Source organism: Bacillus zhangzhouensis, assembly GCF_000715205.1.
In the GTDB taxonomy this organism is placed as follows: domain Bacteria; phylum Bacillota; class Bacilli; order Bacillales; family Bacillaceae; genus Bacillus; species Bacillus zhangzhouensis.
The window spans coordinates 89,974-107,780 of the sequence record NZ_JOTP01000001.1; the positions used below are offsets into that span (position 1 = coordinate 89,974).

At 41.6% G+C, this 17,807-nt stretch carries 20 protein-coding genes and 1 other RNA gene; 17 read left to right on the top strand and 4 right to left on the bottom strand.

Annotation, left to right across the window (positions count from 1 at the left end; all coding sequences use genetic code 11):
• Window positions 1-230 precede the first annotated feature (230 nt).
• Genes BA70_RS00475 through BA70_RS00490 form a run of 4 tightly spaced genes read left to right on the top strand, consistent with a single transcriptional unit; the run spans window position 231 to window position 3,687 of the window.
• On the top strand, window positions 231-1,376 hold the full coding sequence (locus BA70_RS00475; protein WP_034316747.1) for a betaine/proline/choline family ABC transporter ATP-binding protein: 1,146 nt from the start codon (window positions 231-233) through the stop codon (window positions 1,374-1,376).
• 12 nt (window positions 1,377-1,388) lie between these two features.
• The gene (locus BA70_RS00480) at window positions 1,389-2,042 is read left to right on the top strand and encodes an ABC transporter permease (RefSeq protein WP_034316749.1); all 654 of its coding nucleotides are present in this window, start codon (window positions 1,389-1,391) and stop codon (window positions 2,040-2,042) included.
• A gap of 13 nt (window positions 2,043-2,055) precedes the next feature.
• Window positions 2,056-2,976 carry an osmoprotectant ABC transporter substrate-binding protein gene (locus BA70_RS00485; RefSeq protein WP_034316751.1) on the top strand — a complete coding sequence of 307 codons (921 nt, stop codon included), beginning with the start codon at window positions 2,056-2,058 and terminating at the stop codon, window positions 2,974-2,976.
• A gap of 21 nt (window positions 2,977-2,997) precedes the next feature.
• Window positions 2,998-3,687 (top strand): ABC transporter permease, encoded by a 690-nt coding sequence (locus tag BA70_RS00490; RefSeq protein WP_034280931.1) that lies wholly within the window; start codon window positions 2,998-3,000, stop codon window positions 3,685-3,687.
• An 80-nt stretch (window positions 3,688-3,767) separates the two neighbouring features.
• Here the strand turns inward: BA70_RS00490 and BA70_RS00495 are convergent, their stop codons facing one another.
• From BA70_RS00495 to BA70_RS00505, 3 genes are all read right to left on the bottom strand, one after another.
• Window positions 3,768-4,088 (bottom strand): winged helix-turn-helix transcriptional regulator, encoded by a 321-nt coding sequence (locus tag BA70_RS00495; protein WP_034316754.1) that lies wholly within the window; start codon window positions 4,086-4,088, stop codon window positions 3,768-3,770.
• 81 nt (window positions 4,089-4,169) lie between these two features.
• Window positions 4,170-4,571 carry a helix-turn-helix domain-containing protein gene (locus tag BA70_RS00500; protein ID WP_034316756.1) on the bottom strand — a complete coding sequence of 134 codons (402 nt, stop codon included), beginning with the start codon at window positions 4,569-4,571 and terminating at the stop codon, window positions 4,170-4,172.
• Between the two features lie 130 nt (window positions 4,572-4,701).
• Window positions 4,702-5,106: a helix-turn-helix domain-containing protein gene (locus BA70_RS00505; protein ID WP_034316758.1), complete on the bottom strand. Its 405-nt coding sequence runs from the start codon at window positions 5,104-5,106 to the stop codon at window positions 4,702-4,704.
• 154 nt (window positions 5,107-5,260) lie between these two features.
• Between BA70_RS00505 and BA70_RS00510 the strand changes: the two genes are divergently transcribed.
• The 7 genes from BA70_RS00510 to ssrA all read left to right on the top strand — a co-directional run bounded on the left by BA70_RS00510 (window position 5,261) and on the right by ssrA (window position 10,624).
• Window positions 5,261-5,494 carry a helix-turn-helix domain-containing protein gene (locus BA70_RS00510; RefSeq protein ID WP_149865333.1) on the top strand — a complete coding sequence of 78 codons (234 nt, stop codon included), beginning with the start codon at window positions 5,261-5,263 and terminating at the stop codon, window positions 5,492-5,494.
• A gap of 37 nt (window positions 5,495-5,531) precedes the next feature.
• Window positions 5,532-5,822 (top strand): AbrB/MazE/SpoVT family DNA-binding domain-containing protein, encoded by a 291-nt coding sequence (locus tag BA70_RS00515; RefSeq protein ID WP_003213714.1) that lies wholly within the window; start codon window positions 5,532-5,534, stop codon window positions 5,820-5,822.
• Window positions 5,823-6,007: 185 nt separating this feature from the next.
• Window positions 6,008-6,241 (top strand): preprotein translocase subunit SecG, encoded by a 234-nt coding sequence (gene secG, locus BA70_RS00520; protein ID WP_003212746.1) that lies wholly within the window; start codon window positions 6,008-6,010, stop codon window positions 6,239-6,241.
• 124 nt (window positions 6,242-6,365) lie between these two features.
• Window positions 6,366-7,112, top strand: coding sequence for an alpha/beta hydrolase (locus BA70_RS00525; RefSeq protein WP_034316762.1), 747 nt, complete (start codon window positions 6,366-6,368; stop codon window positions 7,110-7,112).
• Between the two features lie 19 nt (window positions 7,113-7,131).
• On the top strand, window positions 7,132-9,471 hold the full coding sequence (gene rnr, locus BA70_RS00530; RefSeq protein ID WP_034316765.1) for a ribonuclease R: 2,340 nt from the start codon (window positions 7,132-7,134) through the stop codon (window positions 9,469-9,471).
• Between the two features lie 140 nt (window positions 9,472-9,611).
• The gene (gene smpB, locus BA70_RS00535; protein ID WP_034316768.1) at window positions 9,612-10,082 is read left to right on the top strand and encodes an SsrA-binding protein SmpB; all 471 of its coding nucleotides are present in this window, start codon (window positions 9,612-9,614) and stop codon (window positions 10,080-10,082) included.
• 179 nt (window positions 10,083-10,261) lie between these two features.
• Window positions 10,262-10,624: a transfer-messenger RNA gene (gene ssrA / locus BA70_RS19205) on the top strand.
• Window positions 10,625-11,385: 761 nt separating this feature from the next.
• Here ssrA and BA70_RS00540 read toward each other — a convergent pair.
• Window positions 11,386-11,625: a hypothetical protein gene (locus tag BA70_RS00540; protein WP_034316770.1), complete on the bottom strand. Its 240-nt coding sequence runs from the start codon at window positions 11,623-11,625 to the stop codon at window positions 11,386-11,388.
• A 240-nt stretch (window positions 11,626-11,865) separates the two neighbouring features.
• On the opposite strand from BA70_RS00540, the gene BA70_RS00545 reads away from it, so the two are divergent.
• The 6 genes from BA70_RS00545 to BA70_RS20770 all read left to right on the top strand — a co-directional run bounded on the left by BA70_RS00545 (window position 11,866) and on the right by BA70_RS20770 (window position 17,539).
• Window positions 11,866-13,476 (top strand): histidine kinase N-terminal 7TM domain-containing diguanylate cyclase, encoded by a 1,611-nt coding sequence (locus BA70_RS00545; protein ID WP_034316773.1) that lies wholly within the window; start codon window positions 11,866-11,868, stop codon window positions 13,474-13,476.
• 256 nt (window positions 13,477-13,732) lie between these two features.
• Window positions 13,733-14,188, top strand: a complete 456-nt coding sequence (locus BA70_RS00550; protein ID WP_034316776.1) for a DUF6376 family protein — start codon at window positions 13,733-13,735, stop codon at window positions 14,186-14,188.
• A gap of 106 nt (window positions 14,189-14,294) precedes the next feature.
• Complete coding sequence (locus BA70_RS00555) at window positions 14,295-14,600, top strand: metal-sensing transcriptional repressor (protein ID WP_034316779.1); 306 nt, start codon at window positions 14,295-14,297, stop codon at window positions 14,598-14,600.
• Between the two features lie 84 nt (window positions 14,601-14,684).
• Entirely contained in the window at window positions 14,685-14,891 is a 207-nt protein-coding gene (gene copZ / locus BA70_RS00560; protein WP_024423475.1) for a copper chaperone CopZ, read from the top strand.
• An 81-nt stretch (window positions 14,892-14,972) separates the two neighbouring features.
• Window positions 14,973-17,408, top strand: a complete 2,436-nt coding sequence (locus BA70_RS00565; protein ID WP_034316782.1) for a heavy metal translocating P-type ATPase — start codon at window positions 14,973-14,975, stop codon at window positions 17,406-17,408.
• A complete protein-coding gene (locus tag BA70_RS20770) occupies window positions 17,405-17,539 on the top strand; it encodes a hypothetical protein (protein WP_275574569.1) in 135 nt (44 codons plus the stop codon). Before BA70_RS00565 ends, BA70_RS20770 begins: the two co-directional genes overlap by 4 nt.
• Window positions 17,540-17,807: the final 268 nt, after the last annotated feature.

The following is a 17,807-nucleotide window of genomic DNA, read 5'->3' on the forward strand; positions in this document are numbered from 1 at the left end:
AATATATCATATACCTGTTTGTTAATGAAAACAATAAATATTGAGTATTTGCTAGTAATTTGAAGGAAAAAGGAGGGATCTCTACATATCAGCCCGTTAACTGAAAATTTTTAATAAATGTTATGCAATACAAACATATCGTAAACTTTTTATTTTATAAAGTTTGCACTATAATTAATAAGGTGTAAATTTTCTGAAAATATATATCCGACTAATTGGAGGTGTCTCATTTGCTGAAACTAGAGAATGTATCTAAGACGTATAGAGGCGGAAAGAAAGCTGTCAAACATGTTGATTTAGAAATAGCAAAAGGAGAATTTGTTTGTTTTATTGGACCGAGTGGCTGTGGCAAAACGACAACGATGAAGATGATCAATCGACTCATTGAACCTTCCTCAGGAAACATTCTGATCGAGGGACAAAACATTATGAAGAAGGACCCTGTCCAATTAAGAAGAGAAATTGGTTATGTGATTCAGCAAATTGGACTTTTCCCTCATATGACCATCGCACAAAACATTTCACTTGTTCCGAAGCTATTAAAATGGCCGGAAGAAAAACGAAAAGAACGAGCGCGAGAACTGCTCAAGCTAGTCGACATGGGGCCGGAGTATCTAGAACGTTACCCGCATGAACTAAGTGGAGGACAGCAGCAGCGAATTGGCGTTCTTCGCGCACTAGCAGCGGAACCCCCTCTTATCCTCATGGATGAACCATTTGGTGCACTTGATCCAATTACACGAGATTCACTGCAAGAAGAATTTAAGAAACTACAAAAAACATTAAATAAAACAATCGTATTCGTCACACATGACATGGATGAAGCAATCAAACTCGCTGACCGAATTGTGATTTTAAAAGATGGGGAGATTGTCCAAGTAGGTACGCCAGATGATATTTTGCGTAACCCTGCCAATGAGTTCGTAGAAGAGTTCATCGGGAAAGAACGTCTGCTTCAATCAAATCCAAACATGGAACGTGTAGAACAGATGATGAACACATCGCCAGTGACAATTACAGTCGAACAAACGTTGACTGATGCCATTTACATCATGAGAGAAAAGCGGGTCGATTCTTTGCTTGTTGTGGATGAAAATCATGTGTTAAAAGGTTATATCGATATCGAAACGATCGATGCGAACCGTAGAAAAGCAGCCTTCGTTGGTGAGATTTTAAATACAGAGTTCTATACAGTACAGGAAGGCGCACTTCTAAGAGACACCGTCCGGAAGATTTTAATACGCGGCATTAAATATGTACCGGTTGTGGATGCAGAGGGGCATTTAAAAGGCATTGTGACACGTGCAAGTCTTGTTGATGTTGTGTACGACTCCATTTGGGGAGAAGATACACCGGCTGTCACTGAAATGAACTAAGGAGGTGTACACATGGATCAAATCATCGATTTTCTAGAGAAAAATGGTGGGGAACTCCTCATAAAAATGTGGGAGCATTTATATATTTCTTTAATTGCCGTCGTACTAGGCATTATTGTCGCCGTTCCTTTAGGCGTGATACTCACACGAATGAAAAAAGGCGCAGGTTTTGTCATCGGTGTCGTGAATATCTTTCAAACACTCCCTAGTTTAGCGATTCTTGCATTTTTTATTCCTATTTTGGGGGTAGGGAAAATACCTGCGATCGTTGCTCTATTTTTCTATTCCGTTTTGCCTATTTTGAGAAATACGTATGCTGGAGTTCAAGGTGTGAACAAAAACTTGCTTGAATCTGGTAAAGGGATCGGCATGACGACATGGGAACAAATTCGTCTTGTTGAACTCCCGCTTGCCGTGCCGATTATTATGGCGGGTGTTAGGACGTCAACGATTTACTTAATTGGCTGGACAACACTTGCTGCTTTTATCGGTGGAGGCGGTCTTGGTGACTATATTTTAATTGGACTTCAATTATACCAGCCGGAATACATTATTGCTGGTGCCATTCCAGTCACCATTTTAGCGGTCATCATCGATCTTACATTGATGAGGCTTGAGAAAAAAGTAACACCAGACGGCTTAAAAGGATTGAAGGAAGTTTCATAAGGAGTTGGCTCATGTGAAGAAGAATCGAAAAACAAAATGGATCAGTGCGCTGCTTGCTGGCTGCTTGCTATTGATTAGTGGCTGTTCACTTCCTGGACTAGCCAGCTCCTCAGGGGGCACGCTGAGAATTGGCGCGCAAAACTTTACCGAATCAGAAATCATGGCCTATATGGTTGGGGATATCATTGAGCATTACACAGATAAGAAGACAACCATTGTAAAAAATCTTGGCTCCAATACCGTACAGCAAAAGGCGATGGAAAATGGTGATGTCGACATTTCTGCTACAAGATATACAGGCACGGATTTGACAAGTACGCTCGGAATGGAGGCGGAAAAAGATCCGAAGCGTGCGATGGACATCGTCCAGAAAGAATTCAAAAAACGCTACGATTACAAATGGTTTGATTCCTATGGATTTGATAATACGTATGCCTTTGCCGTGACGCAAAAGATGGCAAAGGAAAACAATTTAGAAACGGTCTCTGATTTGAAAAAGAATGCGAAAAATTACCGTTTCGGTGTCGATAATATTTGGCTCAAAAAGAAAGGCGACGGCTACGAAGGTTTTGTGAAAACATACGGAATCGAATTTGGAAACACATTCCCGATGCAAATTGGTTTAGTCTATGATGCATTGAAAAATGAAAAAATGGATATTGTGCTTGCCTATTCAACAGATGGACGAATCAAAGCCTATAATCTCAAAATCTTAAAAGATGACAAACGATTCTTCCCGCCATATGATGCATCGCCAGTTGTCCCGGAGAAGGTATTAAAAGAAAATCCAGGGCTGGAGAAGGTGATCAACAGGCTGATTGGAAAAATTGATACAGAACAAATGCAAGAGCTTAACTATCAAGTCGACGGGGAGCTTCAAGAACCAGCAACCGTTGCGAAGAATTTCCTGAAAAAACACAATTACTTTGAGTAAGATTGGGAGGTGTCAGGGCTGATGGACACACTGCAGCAATTATGGACGTATTATCAGCAGAACGGTTCATATGTGTTAGAAGAATTTTATCGGCATTTTCTCATGTCAGCGTATGGGGTGTTGTTTGCGGCGATTGTCGGAATTCCAGTAGGCATCTTTGTGGCACATTATCGCAAGCTGAGCAATTGGGTGTTCGCCATTACAAATGTCATTCAAACCATACCAGCGTTAGCGATGCTTTCAGTGTTGATGCTTGTATTAGGACTTGGCGCAAATACAGTGATTCTATCACTTTTTCTATATTCGCTTCTGCCTATCATCCGAAACACATACACAGGGATTGTCAGCATTGAACACGCCTATTTAGAATCGGGTAAAGCAATGGGCATGACGAAATGGCAAGTGCTGAGAATGGTTGAATTACCGCTTGCTTTATCGGTGATTATGGCTGGTTTAAGAACCGCACTGGTCATCGCAATCGGCATTACAGCGATTGGGACATTCGTTGGTGCGGGAGGACTTGGTGATATCATCATCAGAGGATCAAACGCCACAAACGGAACAGCCATCATTTTAGCAGGTGCTATTCCAACTGCGCTCATGGCCATTATTGCCGACCTTGTCATGGGCTGGCTTGAACGCTATTTAAGCCCAACAAATAAGAAAAAAGAGAGAAAAGCGTTAGCTGAAAAAAACATCACATCTGCTTAAACGGTTGAATAGACAAAACCTCCCTTACATCTGTATGGGAGGTTGTTTTATGATCATCAGGCGGCTCACATGGAGAAATTTTATGATTCAAGTGTGATCCATTCAGTGGACCACTTTGAAATTTCCTCAAAAACGGGTGCAAGTGAACGTCCCATATCTGTTAATGAATACTCTATACGTACGGGTGTTTCAGCAAAAACCTCCCGTTTTACAATGCCTGCTGCCTCTAGCTCTTTTAATCTCTCAGATAATACTCTTCCGCTTAAATTTGTCAGAGCCGCCTCAATTTCACTAAAGCGCTGCTGACCTGAGAGAAGCTGAAAAACAATCAGTGCAACCCAACGTTTACTTAATAACTCAACTGCTTTTTCAAACCGCGGGCACATGTCAGATTGATTCATCTTTCTTCACTCCAATCTGATCCCATTATACCGTAATTCTGTCATAAATCAGCGCAAAAAGCTTGTCTATGATCAAAACATTTATGATGATGAACGGCTGTTTAACATAAACAACAGATAGCGGTTTAGATCCTCTATTTCTTTTTTAGAAAGGGTAGACCATATGTTTCCATCAAATATTTCGAGATCACCAAGTTCATATTGCTCTGCAGCTTCCTTCATTTTGGATAAAGCCATTTCCTCTTCCTTTATCAGATGGACAGGAGATGCTTCTTCAATATAACCAGCTGCCTGCATCATTTCCTCATAAGGTACCTTTAATGCACCTGCTAGTTTCTTAATCGTAGGAGGTTTCGGAATGCCGCGTTTCCCGTTTTCAATTCGAGAAATACCGGCAGCGCTGACCTCTGAATACATGGCTAATTGGTTCACTGATAGCTTCTTTTTCTCACGCAATGCTCTTAAATATGCACCAAAGTTCATCAACTCAAAACCTCACATGGTTAAAGATTAGGTCATTCTATTTTACCTGATTTGTTGACTATTGGCAACAAGTATACCATGAAAATATTGACATTAGTTAATGGTAGATGTATCTTATGTTTATGCCCCGCTATTTGTTCGCCTTTTTTTGGTTGATGAGTGTGAGAAAGTATTCATTCAGCTGGCTGATGTCTTGTGCAGTGAGCGTTTCCCATTGGTCTCCATCAAAAATGGGGAGATGTTCTACATCCTTTTGAAGCGCCGTCTGATAGATTTTCAACATGGACTCATATTTAGGTTTCATTTCATGAACTTTTTCCTGTTCAATATGACCGGCAAGCAGCATTAAATCCTCATAAGGCACCTTCAAGGCGTGTGCTAATTTTTTTATGGTTAAAGGCTTGGGCACACCGCGCTTCCCATTTTCAATACGAGAAATACCAGCAGCGCTTACACCCGAATACATGGCGAGTTGATTGACAGACATGTTTCTATTTTCTCTTAAAATGCGTAATTGTTCACCAAAGTGATTCATGACATCGAACCTCACATTTCAGTATATGACTTATTTTAGTATGATCATTGACCAAAGGAAATAGCAGAGGCGCAAAAGTGTTGACATAAGTTAATGGATCTATTTGTTGTGAGAGCCCTACATTCTGTACATATTGATCCTATAGGAGGTTGTAATGATGGTCGAAAAGATTCAGATCAGGCGAGCTTTTGTCATGCAGTATATGATCGAAAACGATATGTCTTTAAATCAGCTCGCAGATGAAATTGGCATCTCTCCTGCCACACTCAGCAGGGTATTAAATGGTCACAGGAAACCAGGACAGCTGGTCATTGGCAAAATGATTCATTACTTTGATAAAAAATTTGAAGATCTATTTTACTATGAAGGTGTTGACAAAAGTCAATGAATGGAATCATCATATCATTATGAAGGAGGTCATGTCCTTGAAAAGAACTGGGATGGTCAGACACATTGATTCTCTTGGCAGAATTGTGCTGCCTTCAGAAATGCGAAAGGTACTCAATATCAAAGAAGAGCAGCTTTTAGAAATTTTCATAGAAGATCAAACCATCATGCTGAAAAAATATGATGCAGATAAGAGCTGCCTGTTAACTGGACAAGTAACGAAATACAACAAAAGCTATGGAAATGGCAAAGTGATGCTGAGTCCTGAAGGGGCGGAACGTTTGTTAGTAGAATTAAAACAGCTATTAAAAGAAGAAGCAACTCGTTAAAATGGTTTTTTAACTCAAAATCGCATATAAAAAATGCTGCATGTAACCCATTTGAACGAAATTGAATCAAAATAACAAATAAAGTCGACAATATATAGGAAATCTTTATTTTGATGTTTCGTGACATGCACCTTGTTTTCATGTAAAATAAAGTTATGTGTACCAGTTTGTCTGGAGGTGTTTTCATGCACGCATTTGTTATTACATTACTCGTAATTGTCAGTATCGCACTTATCATCGTTGTATTATTACAATCAAGTAAAAGTGCTGGACTGTCAGGCGCTATTTCAGGTGGAGCCGAGCAACTTTTCGGTAAGCAAAAAGCGAGAGGCCTTGACTTGATTCTTCACCGATTAACGGTTATTTTGTCAGTGCTGTTCTTCATCTTAACACTTGCATTGGCATATTTAGGCGTGTAAGGCGCGAGTAACAGAAGGTCTGAACTTTTTTCAGACCTTTTTTTATTATCAGCACTCTTTTGTGTTTGTTTCATACATACAAGTGGAAAATATAAACCATAACAGAAGGAAAGGAAGTCACATCATGAAAGTTGTTACACCAAAACCATTTACGTTTAAAGGTGGAGAAAAGGCGGTGCTTCTTCTTCACGGTTTTACTGGGAATACAGCAGATGTTCGAATGCTTGGCCGTTACCTGAATGAAAGAGGTTATACATGCCATGCACCTCAATACAAAGGACACGGTGTGCCGCCAGAAGAGCTTGTCCATACAGGTCCGATAGATTGGTGGAAAGATGTAGAAGAAGGCTATCAATTTTTAAAAGATGAGGGCTATGAGGAGATTGCTGTTTGCGGACTATCCCTCGGAGGAGTTTTTTCATTGAAATTAGGTTACACTGTACCTGTAAAGGGAATTGTACCTATGTGTGCACCTATGTACATAAAAAGTGAAGAAGTCATGTACCAGGGTGTACTAGATTATGCCCGTAACTATAAAAAATTCGAGGGTAAGTCAGAGGACCAAATTGAACAGGAAATGGAAGAGTTCAAGAAAACACCAATGGGTACGCTCAAGGGCCTGCAAGAGCTGATTGCAGATGTAAGAAACAATGTTGACATGATTTATTCACCTACTTTTGTTGTTCAGGCACGTCATGATCATATGATTAATACAGACAGTGCAAATATCATTTATAACGAAGTAGAGACAGATCAAAAACAGTTGAAATGGTATGAAGAATCAGGCCATGTCATCACGCTTGATAAAGAGCGGGAGAAGGTTCATCAGGATGTATATGCATTCTTAGAATCACTTGATTGGTCAATTTAAATATATAGGGGGTTAGAGTGTGCAAAAAGAAGAATTTATGGATGAATTACTCGCGTTTATGCAAGAAGAGGCGTACAAACCATTAACAGTACAAGAATTAGAAGTCATGATGGAGATTACAAATCCGGATGATTATAAAGAGCTCATTAAAGCACTTGTGATATTAGAGGACCAGGGGCTTATCGTCCGTACCCGCAGTGATCGCTACGGTGTACCGGAAAAAATGAATTTGGTGAAAGGAAAGCTTTCCGCTCATGCGAAAGGATTTGCCTTTGTGACACCTGAAGAGTTTGGACAGGATGATATTTTCATTCCGCCAACAGAGCTTGGAACAGCGATGAATGGTGATACGGTCATGGTTCGTGTCAGCCATAAATCCAATGGCACCAAAAAAGAAGGGACAGTCATCCGAATTCTGGAGCGTAATATTCAGTCGGTTGTCGGTACCTATACAGAAACAAAAAGCTTTGGTTTTGTCATTCCTGATGATAAAAAGATCACACACGATATCTTTATCCCGAAATCCGCCAAAAACGGAGCGGTAGAAGGGCATAAGGTCGTTGTGACGCTGACAAGCTATCCGGAAGGAAGAATGAGTGCAGAGGGCGAAGTGACTGAAATTTTAGGTCATAAAAATGACCCAGGTATTGATATTCTGTCGATCATTCATAAACACGGCCTGCCAGGTGAGTTCCCAGAAGAGGCGCTCCAGCAGGCGGTAGACACACCCGAAACAATCGATGAAAAAGATCTGGAAGGTAGACGTGATCTGCGCAACGAAACAATTGTGACAATTGACGGTGCAGATGCGAAGGACTTAGATGATGCAGTCACTGTGCAAAAGCTGGATGATGGTAAATATAAGCTAGGGGTGCATATTGCAGACGTCTCCCATTATGTCACTGAAAATTCCCCGATTGATCAGGAAGCATATGAGCGCGGGACGAGTGTGTATCTTGTAGACCGCGTGATTCCGATGATTCCACATCGTCTATCAAACGGCATTTGTTCATTAAATCCGAAGGTCGATCGTCTCACACTGTCTTGTGAAATGGTCATTGATCGAGATGGGAAGGTCGTCAAACACGAAATTTTCCAAAGTGTGATCAAAACGACAGAGAGAATGACGTATTCAGATGTGAACAAGATTTTAGTGGACCAAGATGAAGAGCTCATAGACAAATACGAGCCGCTTGTTCCGATGTTCCAAGAGATGGAGAAGCTTGCAGAAATCCTTCGTGACAAGCGGATGGATCGTGGGGCTGTAGACTTTGACTTCAAGGAAGCGAAAGTGCTTGTTGATGATGAAGGAGCGGCAAAGGATGTCATCATTCGAGAGCGTTCAGTCGCTGAGAAATTAATTGAAGAATTCATGCTTGTCGCAAACGAGACGGTCGCAGAGCACTTCCACTGGATGAATGTACCGTTCATTTACCGAATTCACGAAGAACCAAATCCTGAGAAGCTTCAGCGCTTTTTAGAGTTTGTCACGACTTTTGGTTACATTGTGAAAGGAACGTCGACGAACATTCACCCGCGTGCACTTCAAAGTGTGCTGGATGCCGTTCGAGATCAGCCAGAAGAAGTAGTGATTCAAACCGTCATGCTTCGTTCTATGAAACAGGCAAAGTATGATCCAGAAAGCATCGGGCATTTTGGGTTATCAACGGAATTCTATACGCACTTCACATCACCGATCCGCCGTTATCCTGATTTAATCGTGCATAGACTGATCAGAACCTATTTGATTCAGAAAAAGACAGATGAAGCAACCCTTGAAAAATGGGGACAGCTGCTGCCAGAAATAGCAGATCATGCGTCAACGATGGAGCGCCGGTCAGTCGATGCAGAGCGTGAAACAGATGACCTGAAAAAGGCAGAGTTTATGCTTGATAAAATCGGCGAAGAATTTGATGGCATGATTAGTTCCGTCACGAATTTTGGACTATTCGTTGAACTGCCGAATACGATAGAAGGTCTCGTCCATGTCAGCTACATGACAGACGACTACTATCGCTTTGATGAACAGCATTTTGCCATGATCGGTGAGCGGACAGGAAATGTATATCGCATCGGTGACGAAATCACTGTCAAAGTGGTGAATGTTAATAAAGATGAGCATTCCATTGATTTTGAAATTGTCGGGATGAAAGGCACTCGTCGTAAATTGCCAAAAGATTTCAAGTTCAAAAAACGGACAGATCCACCAGGAAAAAAAGGGAGCGTGGGTCAGAAGGCGTCTGGAGATAAGGCAAAAGACGATAAAGGCGGCGACTGGTTCACAGGTCGAAAAAAGAAGAAAAAGAAAAAACGCGTATTTGATAACGCACCGAAACAAAAGCGGAAAAAGAAAAAGTAACGTGCTAAAAAAGCAAATAGGGCATCACGCTCTATTTGCTTTTTGACCACATGGCGTCAGCATTGTCGAAAGCTGGATTGTTTGATAAAATAATCCGTACGATTTGGATCGTGTTTGTGTCAAAAGGAGGGTGTACGCCAATGCCAAAGGGAGAGGGAAAGGTTGTTTCCCAAAACAAAAAAGCAAATCATGACTATTTTATAGAAGAAACATTTGAAGCCGGCCTTGTGTTACAAGGAACTGAAATCAAATCAATTCGTGCAGGAAAAGTGAATTTAAAAGATTCTTTCGCCAAAATCGAACGAGGAGAAGTGTTTCTTCACAACATGCACGTGAGCCCATACGAGCAGGGGAACCGTTATAACCATGACCCGCTTAGAACAAGGAAGCTGCTGCTTCATCGCAAGCAAATCAGCAAATTGATTGGTGCCACAAAGGAAGAGGGCTACTCACTTGTTCCTATTAAATTATATTTGAAGAATGGCTTTGCTAAAGTGCTGATCGGAATCGGTAAAGGGAAAAAGAAATACGATAAACGTGAAGATCTGAAGAAAAAAGATGCAAAACGTGAAATCGACCGTGCCTTCCGTGATCGACAAAAGCAATTCTAGTCCGGGGGGGCAGATTGCTTGCTGTGAGCGGAAGCATTATGCTACAATATGATATGCAGTAAACAATCATCGTGTTTTTTACAGAAACCACCAGTTGTTTCAAGCGATGAGGTTGTTATAATAGTTATATACGGAAGCAGTTAAGCTGAACGTTTCCATCCCGTATATCCCTTTTACAAGGGGACGTTACGGATTCGACAGGGGCGGTTCGAGCTTGAGCTGCGAGCCGAGAGGCGATCTCGTTAACACGCACTAAATGTAACTGGCAAAACTAAAAGTTTTAACCAAAACTTAGCACTAGCTGCCTAATAAGCGCAGCGAGCTCTTCCTGACATCGCCTATGTGTCTGTGAGGAGCCCAATGAAGTAGGCTACGCTTACGTTCCCGTCTGAGGACGTAAGAAGAGATCCATCAGACTAGCTCTCCAAGCGCCCGTCAGCAGGCATGCGGATGAGTGAATACGTAAATATGTTGACTACGCTCGTAGACGCTTAAGTAATCGATGTCTCTGGACGTGGGTTCGACTCCCACCGTCTCCATCAAAACTTTTAGAATGCAGTCGTATCAAGGGTTTGAAAGCCCTTGGTGCGGGACTGGCAACATTTTGGCAACATTTTAGAAAATTTCTTATTTATGAGTTTCTGCAACATCTCTGAGTGTCCTAAACAATTGGCTAGAACCAAAGGATGTCTGAATGTGTGAATAACACTCTTTTTGACATTAGATTTTATTAAATATGTAGCATTTTCAAAAACTCTATAATATAAAAAAGACGCTATTTTCAGCGTCTTTTTTTATATTCCTAAATTGCTATTCAAATATGGATATGAGAAAAATTCTGATGGTGTACTTGTTTTTGGGTATTAAGAATTACATATCTGATTGGAGTTAAAGAAATTCAAGCTGCTAAGAAGAAAAAATCATCAGGTATAAAGGTCGGTGTAACTGTTAGGTTTGTAGGTGCAGTTTTCAATGCTGTGATTGGTGTTGCTGTTGCGATTGCTCTGAATTATTTGGATATCGGAACTCAAATTGCTAAACAGTTGGATAAGAGGGATAAACGCCCTAATAATGGTTGGGTGGATATATATTAGGAGGAATTTTGTGAAAAGTATTATGAAGTATGCTGTTATGATTCTGTTTATCAGTGTATTTTTTTATTATTACAATATGTTTGTACCTAAAAATTTTCTGTATATTATTATTGCATTTCCTATTTGTTTTTTTGCTATTAGCATAATTGATAAGTTATTTACTAATAAGTGATTTTTGAAAATAAGCAAGCTCTAAGCTTGCTTATTTGTCATATACCTTTCCTCGAAGAAGTCTGTAAAAGCCTAACAAACAAAGGACACACCACAATCACTGCAATCATCATCAAAAATCCATCCGACACAAGCTCCACAAACGTTGTTTGAATCACATAAACTGCAATCAGCAGTAAATAACTCACCAAAAATATCAACCCAGATCTTCTCTTCTCAAATGGCTTCTCCAAAAGAATCAGCATAAACAAACCTGCCATGATGATCAAAAAAGTCATATTCCTTCTGAGCCTCCTCTTCATAGATCCCCACATTGTACAGATATTTCTTCTGTCACAACATGCTTCTCCGTCAAATTGAGTAAAAAGTATTGAAAATAAGAGGCGTCATCATAAGGAAAACGACCAAAACTTTACAAAAAACCTCCAACCAAATCAAAATCACACCTTCCCATTTTTGACTTCCTCATATATAGTAAGATGAGACTAGTTCTAAATAACTGAAATTGGGGCGTTTACATGGATTCGATTGTTTTACATTTTATTGTGATCATGAGTGTTTCTGGCATTCTGTCCGTGATATTATCAATCATTGCTCATGCAAATCGCCATCGTTATATTGGCTGTCAATTGTTTATGTACATGTCTGGAGCAACTGCGATTTATATTTTTGGGCATACGTTTGAATTATTGGCGCGTACCCCTGAAGAAGTCATGTTCTGGGTTTGTTTTCAATACATAGGTCTTCCGTTTATCGCACCATTCAGCCTCATGATTGTGCTGCAATTTACGGGTTTCCATCAATATTTCACAAAGCGCCGCGTGCTTCTCATCTTACTGATTCCATTTCTCACAACCATAATGGTATTCACCAACTCTTTTCATTCACTCTTTTACCGAAGCATCACGATGAATACAGTAGACGGATTTTTATTGGCTGATTTTACGATTGGCTATTGGTATATCATTCATGGGGTCTGCACATTTGGCTGTTCGATGCTTGCTATTTTTATGCTGGTTTGGTTTTTACGTGTCACAAAAAAAGAATATTTAAAGCAGATCCTCATTTTGCTAGTGGGGATGTTACTGCCAATCACGACATCTTTTATCTATTTGTTAGGCGTTACACCTCTTCATATTGACCCGGTCCCTGTGGTGATGTTTTTAACCAATGCGCTCTACTTATGGGCGATTATGTCGTTCCAGCTCTTTAAGCTCTCTCCCATTGCGATGGAGCGTGTGTTTGAGCATATGTCTGAGGGGGTTCTCATTTTAGATCGATATCGGACACTCATTGATTACAACCCCGCTGCTGCATCGATCATTCCGGCACTTGCGAATAAGAAGGGAATTGGCTATAAAATCGACGATGTTTTCTCAGAAATCATCAAAGAGTCAGCGTTCATTCAGTGGCTGCGTTCTCCGCAGGATCATTCGCAATATGATTTAATGTTGAAAAGGGAAAAAGATCATTCCAGCTATTATCACTTGACCGCTACGTCGCTATTTAATAGAAGAGGAGAGATCGAGGGCAGGCAAATTGTGATCAGTGATGTAACAGAGCAGCGTTTGCTGCAGGAAGAGCTGGAGCGTCGTGCGTATATCGATGGATTGACGAATATCTTCAATCGTTCTTCTTTCATCGAACGAACGCAGATGATCTTGGAAGAGGATGCGCAGGATACGGCTGTTATGCTGTTTGATATTGATTTCTTTAAACAAATTAATGACACGCACGGACATCATATTGGAGACGAGGCGCTGCGTCATGTTGTCACCATTTGTCAGCAGCATTTACAGATGGACGATTTATTCGGACGATACGGCGGAGAAGAGTTTGCCATTTGTCTGCCGCATCATTCATTTGAAGAGGCATGTCATATCGCGGAGCGAATGAGACATTCGTTTGAGATGAGTTTCTTTGAGAATGATGAGGAAAAAGTGCGAGTGACAGCGAGCTTTGGAATTGCTCATACAGCTTATGATCCCAATGTATTAGAAACTCTTCTATATGAAGCGGACCAAGCGTTGTATATGTCGAAACGTCAAGGACGGAACCGGATTTATGCGTCAACTGGAGCGGACTATATGCTGTATCAAGAGCACGATCGGCCGCCAGCTTCTCATTGACTGTTGTCCTGACATTCGATATGATAAACATAACATTTGAACGGTTTCCTAAAGGGGAGTAGCTTTTACGGTATGGTCGTCATTACAGAAACACACGTTGTTTCTCGGCCATTCCGGCATGAACATGTTAGCCAGACCTTTGCCTATGACACATGAGGCAAAGGTCTGGCTTTTTTTGAAGTCCTTTTGCATCAGCGTGATAGGGGAGCAGAACAAATGAATGCTTTCAACACAATAGATGAAAGGATGATCGATTTTGAAAAAATATGTGATGGCTTTCCTATTTTCCGGCACGCTTGTGTTAAGTGGATGTTCCGGCTTGCTTGACCAGGTCAATGATACGACGACATATGTCACAGAGGCAAATGACTATGTGACTGACATTCAGCAGTTTACGGAGGACTTTCCAAAGCTAGCTGAAGAAGCTGTACAAAATGCCGCCAAAAAAGCAGAATTGACGCAGCAGCTTGAATCATTGAAGGCCGACATTCAAAACTTTAATGAACTAACAGCTCCAAAAATAGCGGAAGATCTGCATGCACAAATCATTGAAAAAAATAAGGTGCTGTCAGAGGACATTCAAACGTATTTACAGCAATTGAAAGCGGACAATATCGATGTTGCCGCCATTTTAGAGGACCAGCAAGGGTTGATCAAGCAGCTTCAGCAGTCCGTCAGCCTTCTACAGGATATTGAACAATTAACAAACTAGGACAAACACTGCTCTTAGACGGGCATTCAGCATATCTTTGCCTTTTCCGGTGGAGATATGCTTTAATTTAATTAAAGACAAGTCATAATAGAAAAAAGGTGATCACATGACAGAACATGAAGAAAGACACATTGCTTCGCCTAGAGCCCAGAAGGAAAAAGATCAATTAATCAATCGCTTGAAACGAGTGGAAGGACAAGTACGTGGGATTCAGCAAATGATTGAAAATGATCGTTACTGTATAGATGTCGTCAATCAAATTTCTGCTGTCAATGCAGCATTAAAAAAGGTCAGTCTTCAATTGATGGAAAAGCATACACATCACTGCGTAGCGGATGCCATTAAGAGCGGCAACGGGGATGAAGCCATTGAAGAATTGATGAACGTCTTTACGAAACTGACAAAATCGTAGCAAATAAAGCATCATTTATGTTTACAATGATACCCTACTAGGGTATAGTAAGGTGTAGAAAATGATTGATGGAGGCGATGAGAAGTGGAACAAGCAACACTTCAAGTGCAGGGCATGTCTTGCGGACATTGCGTGAAAGCAGTCGAAGGAAATGTAGGAGAATTAGCAGGTGTTGAATCTGTGAAAGTTCATTTAGACAAGGGGCAGGTGGAGGTTTCTTTTCATCCTGATCAAGTCACGTTACACCGAATCTCTGATGTGATTGAAGAACAGGGATATGATGTCGTATAAATGATATACGTGCTGCATGTGACAGCGCGTATTTTTTTCAAAAAAAGATACCCCCATGGAGTATGTGGAGAGGTGAGATGAATGAAAAAGGAAATCGATTTTCAAATTACAGGAATGACCTGTGCTGCCTGTGCAGGACGCATTGAAAAGGGTTTGAACAAGCTGGAAGGTGTGGATGAAGCCAATGTGAATTTGGCACTTGAAACATCTCATATCGTATATGAAACGGAGCAACTATCACCAGATGATCTGACGAAAAAAATTCAATCTCTTGGCTACGATGTGGTGATGGAGCAAGCAGAGTTTGATATAGAGGGAATGACCTGTGCGGCTTGTGCAAACCGAATCGAGAAAAAAATCAACCGGTTGGACGGTGTCGATCACGGATCTGTGAACTTTGCGCTTGAGACACTACAGGTCACATATCATCCGGGACAAACGTCTACAAGCGATATAAAAGATGCCGTTCAGTCCATTGGGTATTCACTAATGGAAGCAGCTGAAGATCTAGCAGAGGAAGGGAAAAAAGATCATCGCCAAGCAGCGATAGAGAAGCAAACGGCACGCTTTTTATTCTCGATGATCTTGTCACTGCCCCTCCTTTGGGCAATGGTCAGCCATTTTTCTTTCACGTCTTTTATTTGGCTGCCAGAAGCGTTCATGAATCCATGGGTTCAGCTGGCATTAGCAGCGCCCGTTCAATTCATTGTCGGCTGGCCCTTTTATGTAGGTGCGTATAAGGCTTTAATAAATAAAAGTGCCAATATGGATGTCCTTGTGGCACTTGGGACATCAGCTGCGTTTTTCTATAGTTTATATGAAAGCATTCAGTCAGCGTTTCAGGGCACACATGAGGCAGCACTCTATTATGAAACAAGTGCTGTACTCATTACGTTAATTGTGCTCGGAAAATTAATGGAAGCAAGAGCAAAAGGGAGATCATCAGAAGCGATTCAAAAGCTGATGGGCTTACAAGCGAAAGAAGCTGTCATCCAGCGAGATGGGAAACAAATGACTGTTCCTATTTCTGATGTGAAAGTGGATGATCTTGTGTTTGTCAAACCGGGTGAGAAAGTGCCGGTAGATGGAGAGATCATGGAGGGGACAACCGCAATAGACGAATCCATGATTACAGGAGAAAGTCTGCCTGTTGATAAAACCGCAGGAGATGCGGTCATTGGGGCAACCATCAATAAAAATGGGTTTATCAAAGTGAAAGCGACAAAAGTCGGGAAAGAGACGGCTCTGTCACAGATTATTCGAGTCGTAGAACAAGCGCAGGGTTCAAAAGCACCGATTCAAAGAATGGCAGATCAAATATCAGGGATATTTGTTCCCATTGTTGTAGGAATTGCTGTGCTTACCTTCCTTATATGGTTTTTCTTTGTTGATCCAGGGAATGTGACTTCAGCACTTGAAACCTTTATAGCGGTCATCGTCATTGCGTGTCCTTGTGCACTCGGTCTTGCTACACCAACCTCTATTATGGCGGGTAGCGGCCGTGCGGCTGAATCAGGCATTCTGTTTAAAGGCGGAGAGCATTTAGAAGTGACCCAATCACTGGACACGGTGGTTCTAGATAAAACAGGAACTGTGACAAAAGGGGAGCCGAGTCTGACAGATGTGGTGGCATATGCCAATTGGACAGAAGATGCGCTGCTACAGCTAGTAGGGTCGGCAGAACAGCAGTCGGAACATCCGCTGGCTAGAGCCATCACAGACGGAATGAAGGAACAAGGTCTTGAAGCGGTCGAGATTGAAGCCTTCCAAGCTGATCCAGGTCATGGAATTGAAGCAACGGCCGCAGGGCGCAGGCTTTTGATTGGGACACGGAAGCTATTACAGAAACATGATATCCCATATGATCAAGTCGAAGCATCCGTCACAATGCTGGAGGAGCAAGGGAAAACGGCTATGCTTGTCGCTATTGACGGCGAAGTCGCCGGCATTGTAGCGGTGGCAGATACGATCAAATCATCCTCTCTTCAAGCCATCGCCCGGTTGAAAGAGCAAGGGATTCACGTTGTCATGATGACAGGTGATAACAAGATGACAGCAGAGGCGATTGCGAAACAGGCGGGCATTGATCATGTCATCGCTGAAGTTCTGCCTGAGGAGAAGGCTGCTCACATCGCGGCGCTTCAAGAACAAGGAAAGAAAGTCGCCATGGTCGGAGATGGTATTAATGATGCCCCGGCCCTTGCGACAGCGAATATTGGGATGGCGGTTGGAACAGGTACAGACGTTGCCATGGAAGCGGCAGATATCACGCTCATGACAGGAGACCTCCATGCCATTGCAGATGCGCTTGCGTTTAGCAAAAAAACGATGAGAAATATTAAGCAAAATCTATTTTGGGCGCTTGCCTATAATTGTATTGGGATACCAGTAGCCGCATTTGGATTCCTTGCCCCATGGCTTGCAGGAGCGGCAATGGCCTTTAGCTCCGTGTCGGTTGTGCTGAATGCGCTCAGATTGCAGCGGTTGAAACCTGTAAGAGAGGGAGGGGCAGAATGAAGCTGAATGTCAAATGGATTTGGACATTGAGTGCATTAATCTATGTTACTTTCGTACTCATTGGATATGCCATATATGATGAATTTTATGCAAATCAAGATACGCCAAGTGAACAGATGCAAAATCATTAGACTTCGACAAAAGCGAAGTTTCAGCGTGTAGACAAACCCTCGCATTCTTTGTCAGGTCTGCGCGCCAGTGCTCACGAATGTCAATTCGCTCCGCGCTGGTGCTCGCCCTTTCTAGACTTCAAGGGTTTTCCATCACTCTGAAAAGAAGACAAAATGCTAAAATAAAGATCATTTTAGCATTTTGTCAATAGTCTAAGACTTCGCCCAAAAGCGAAGTCTTTTTTTAACAATTTTGTGGAAAAACCCACCTTTTAAAAGATTTTTCATA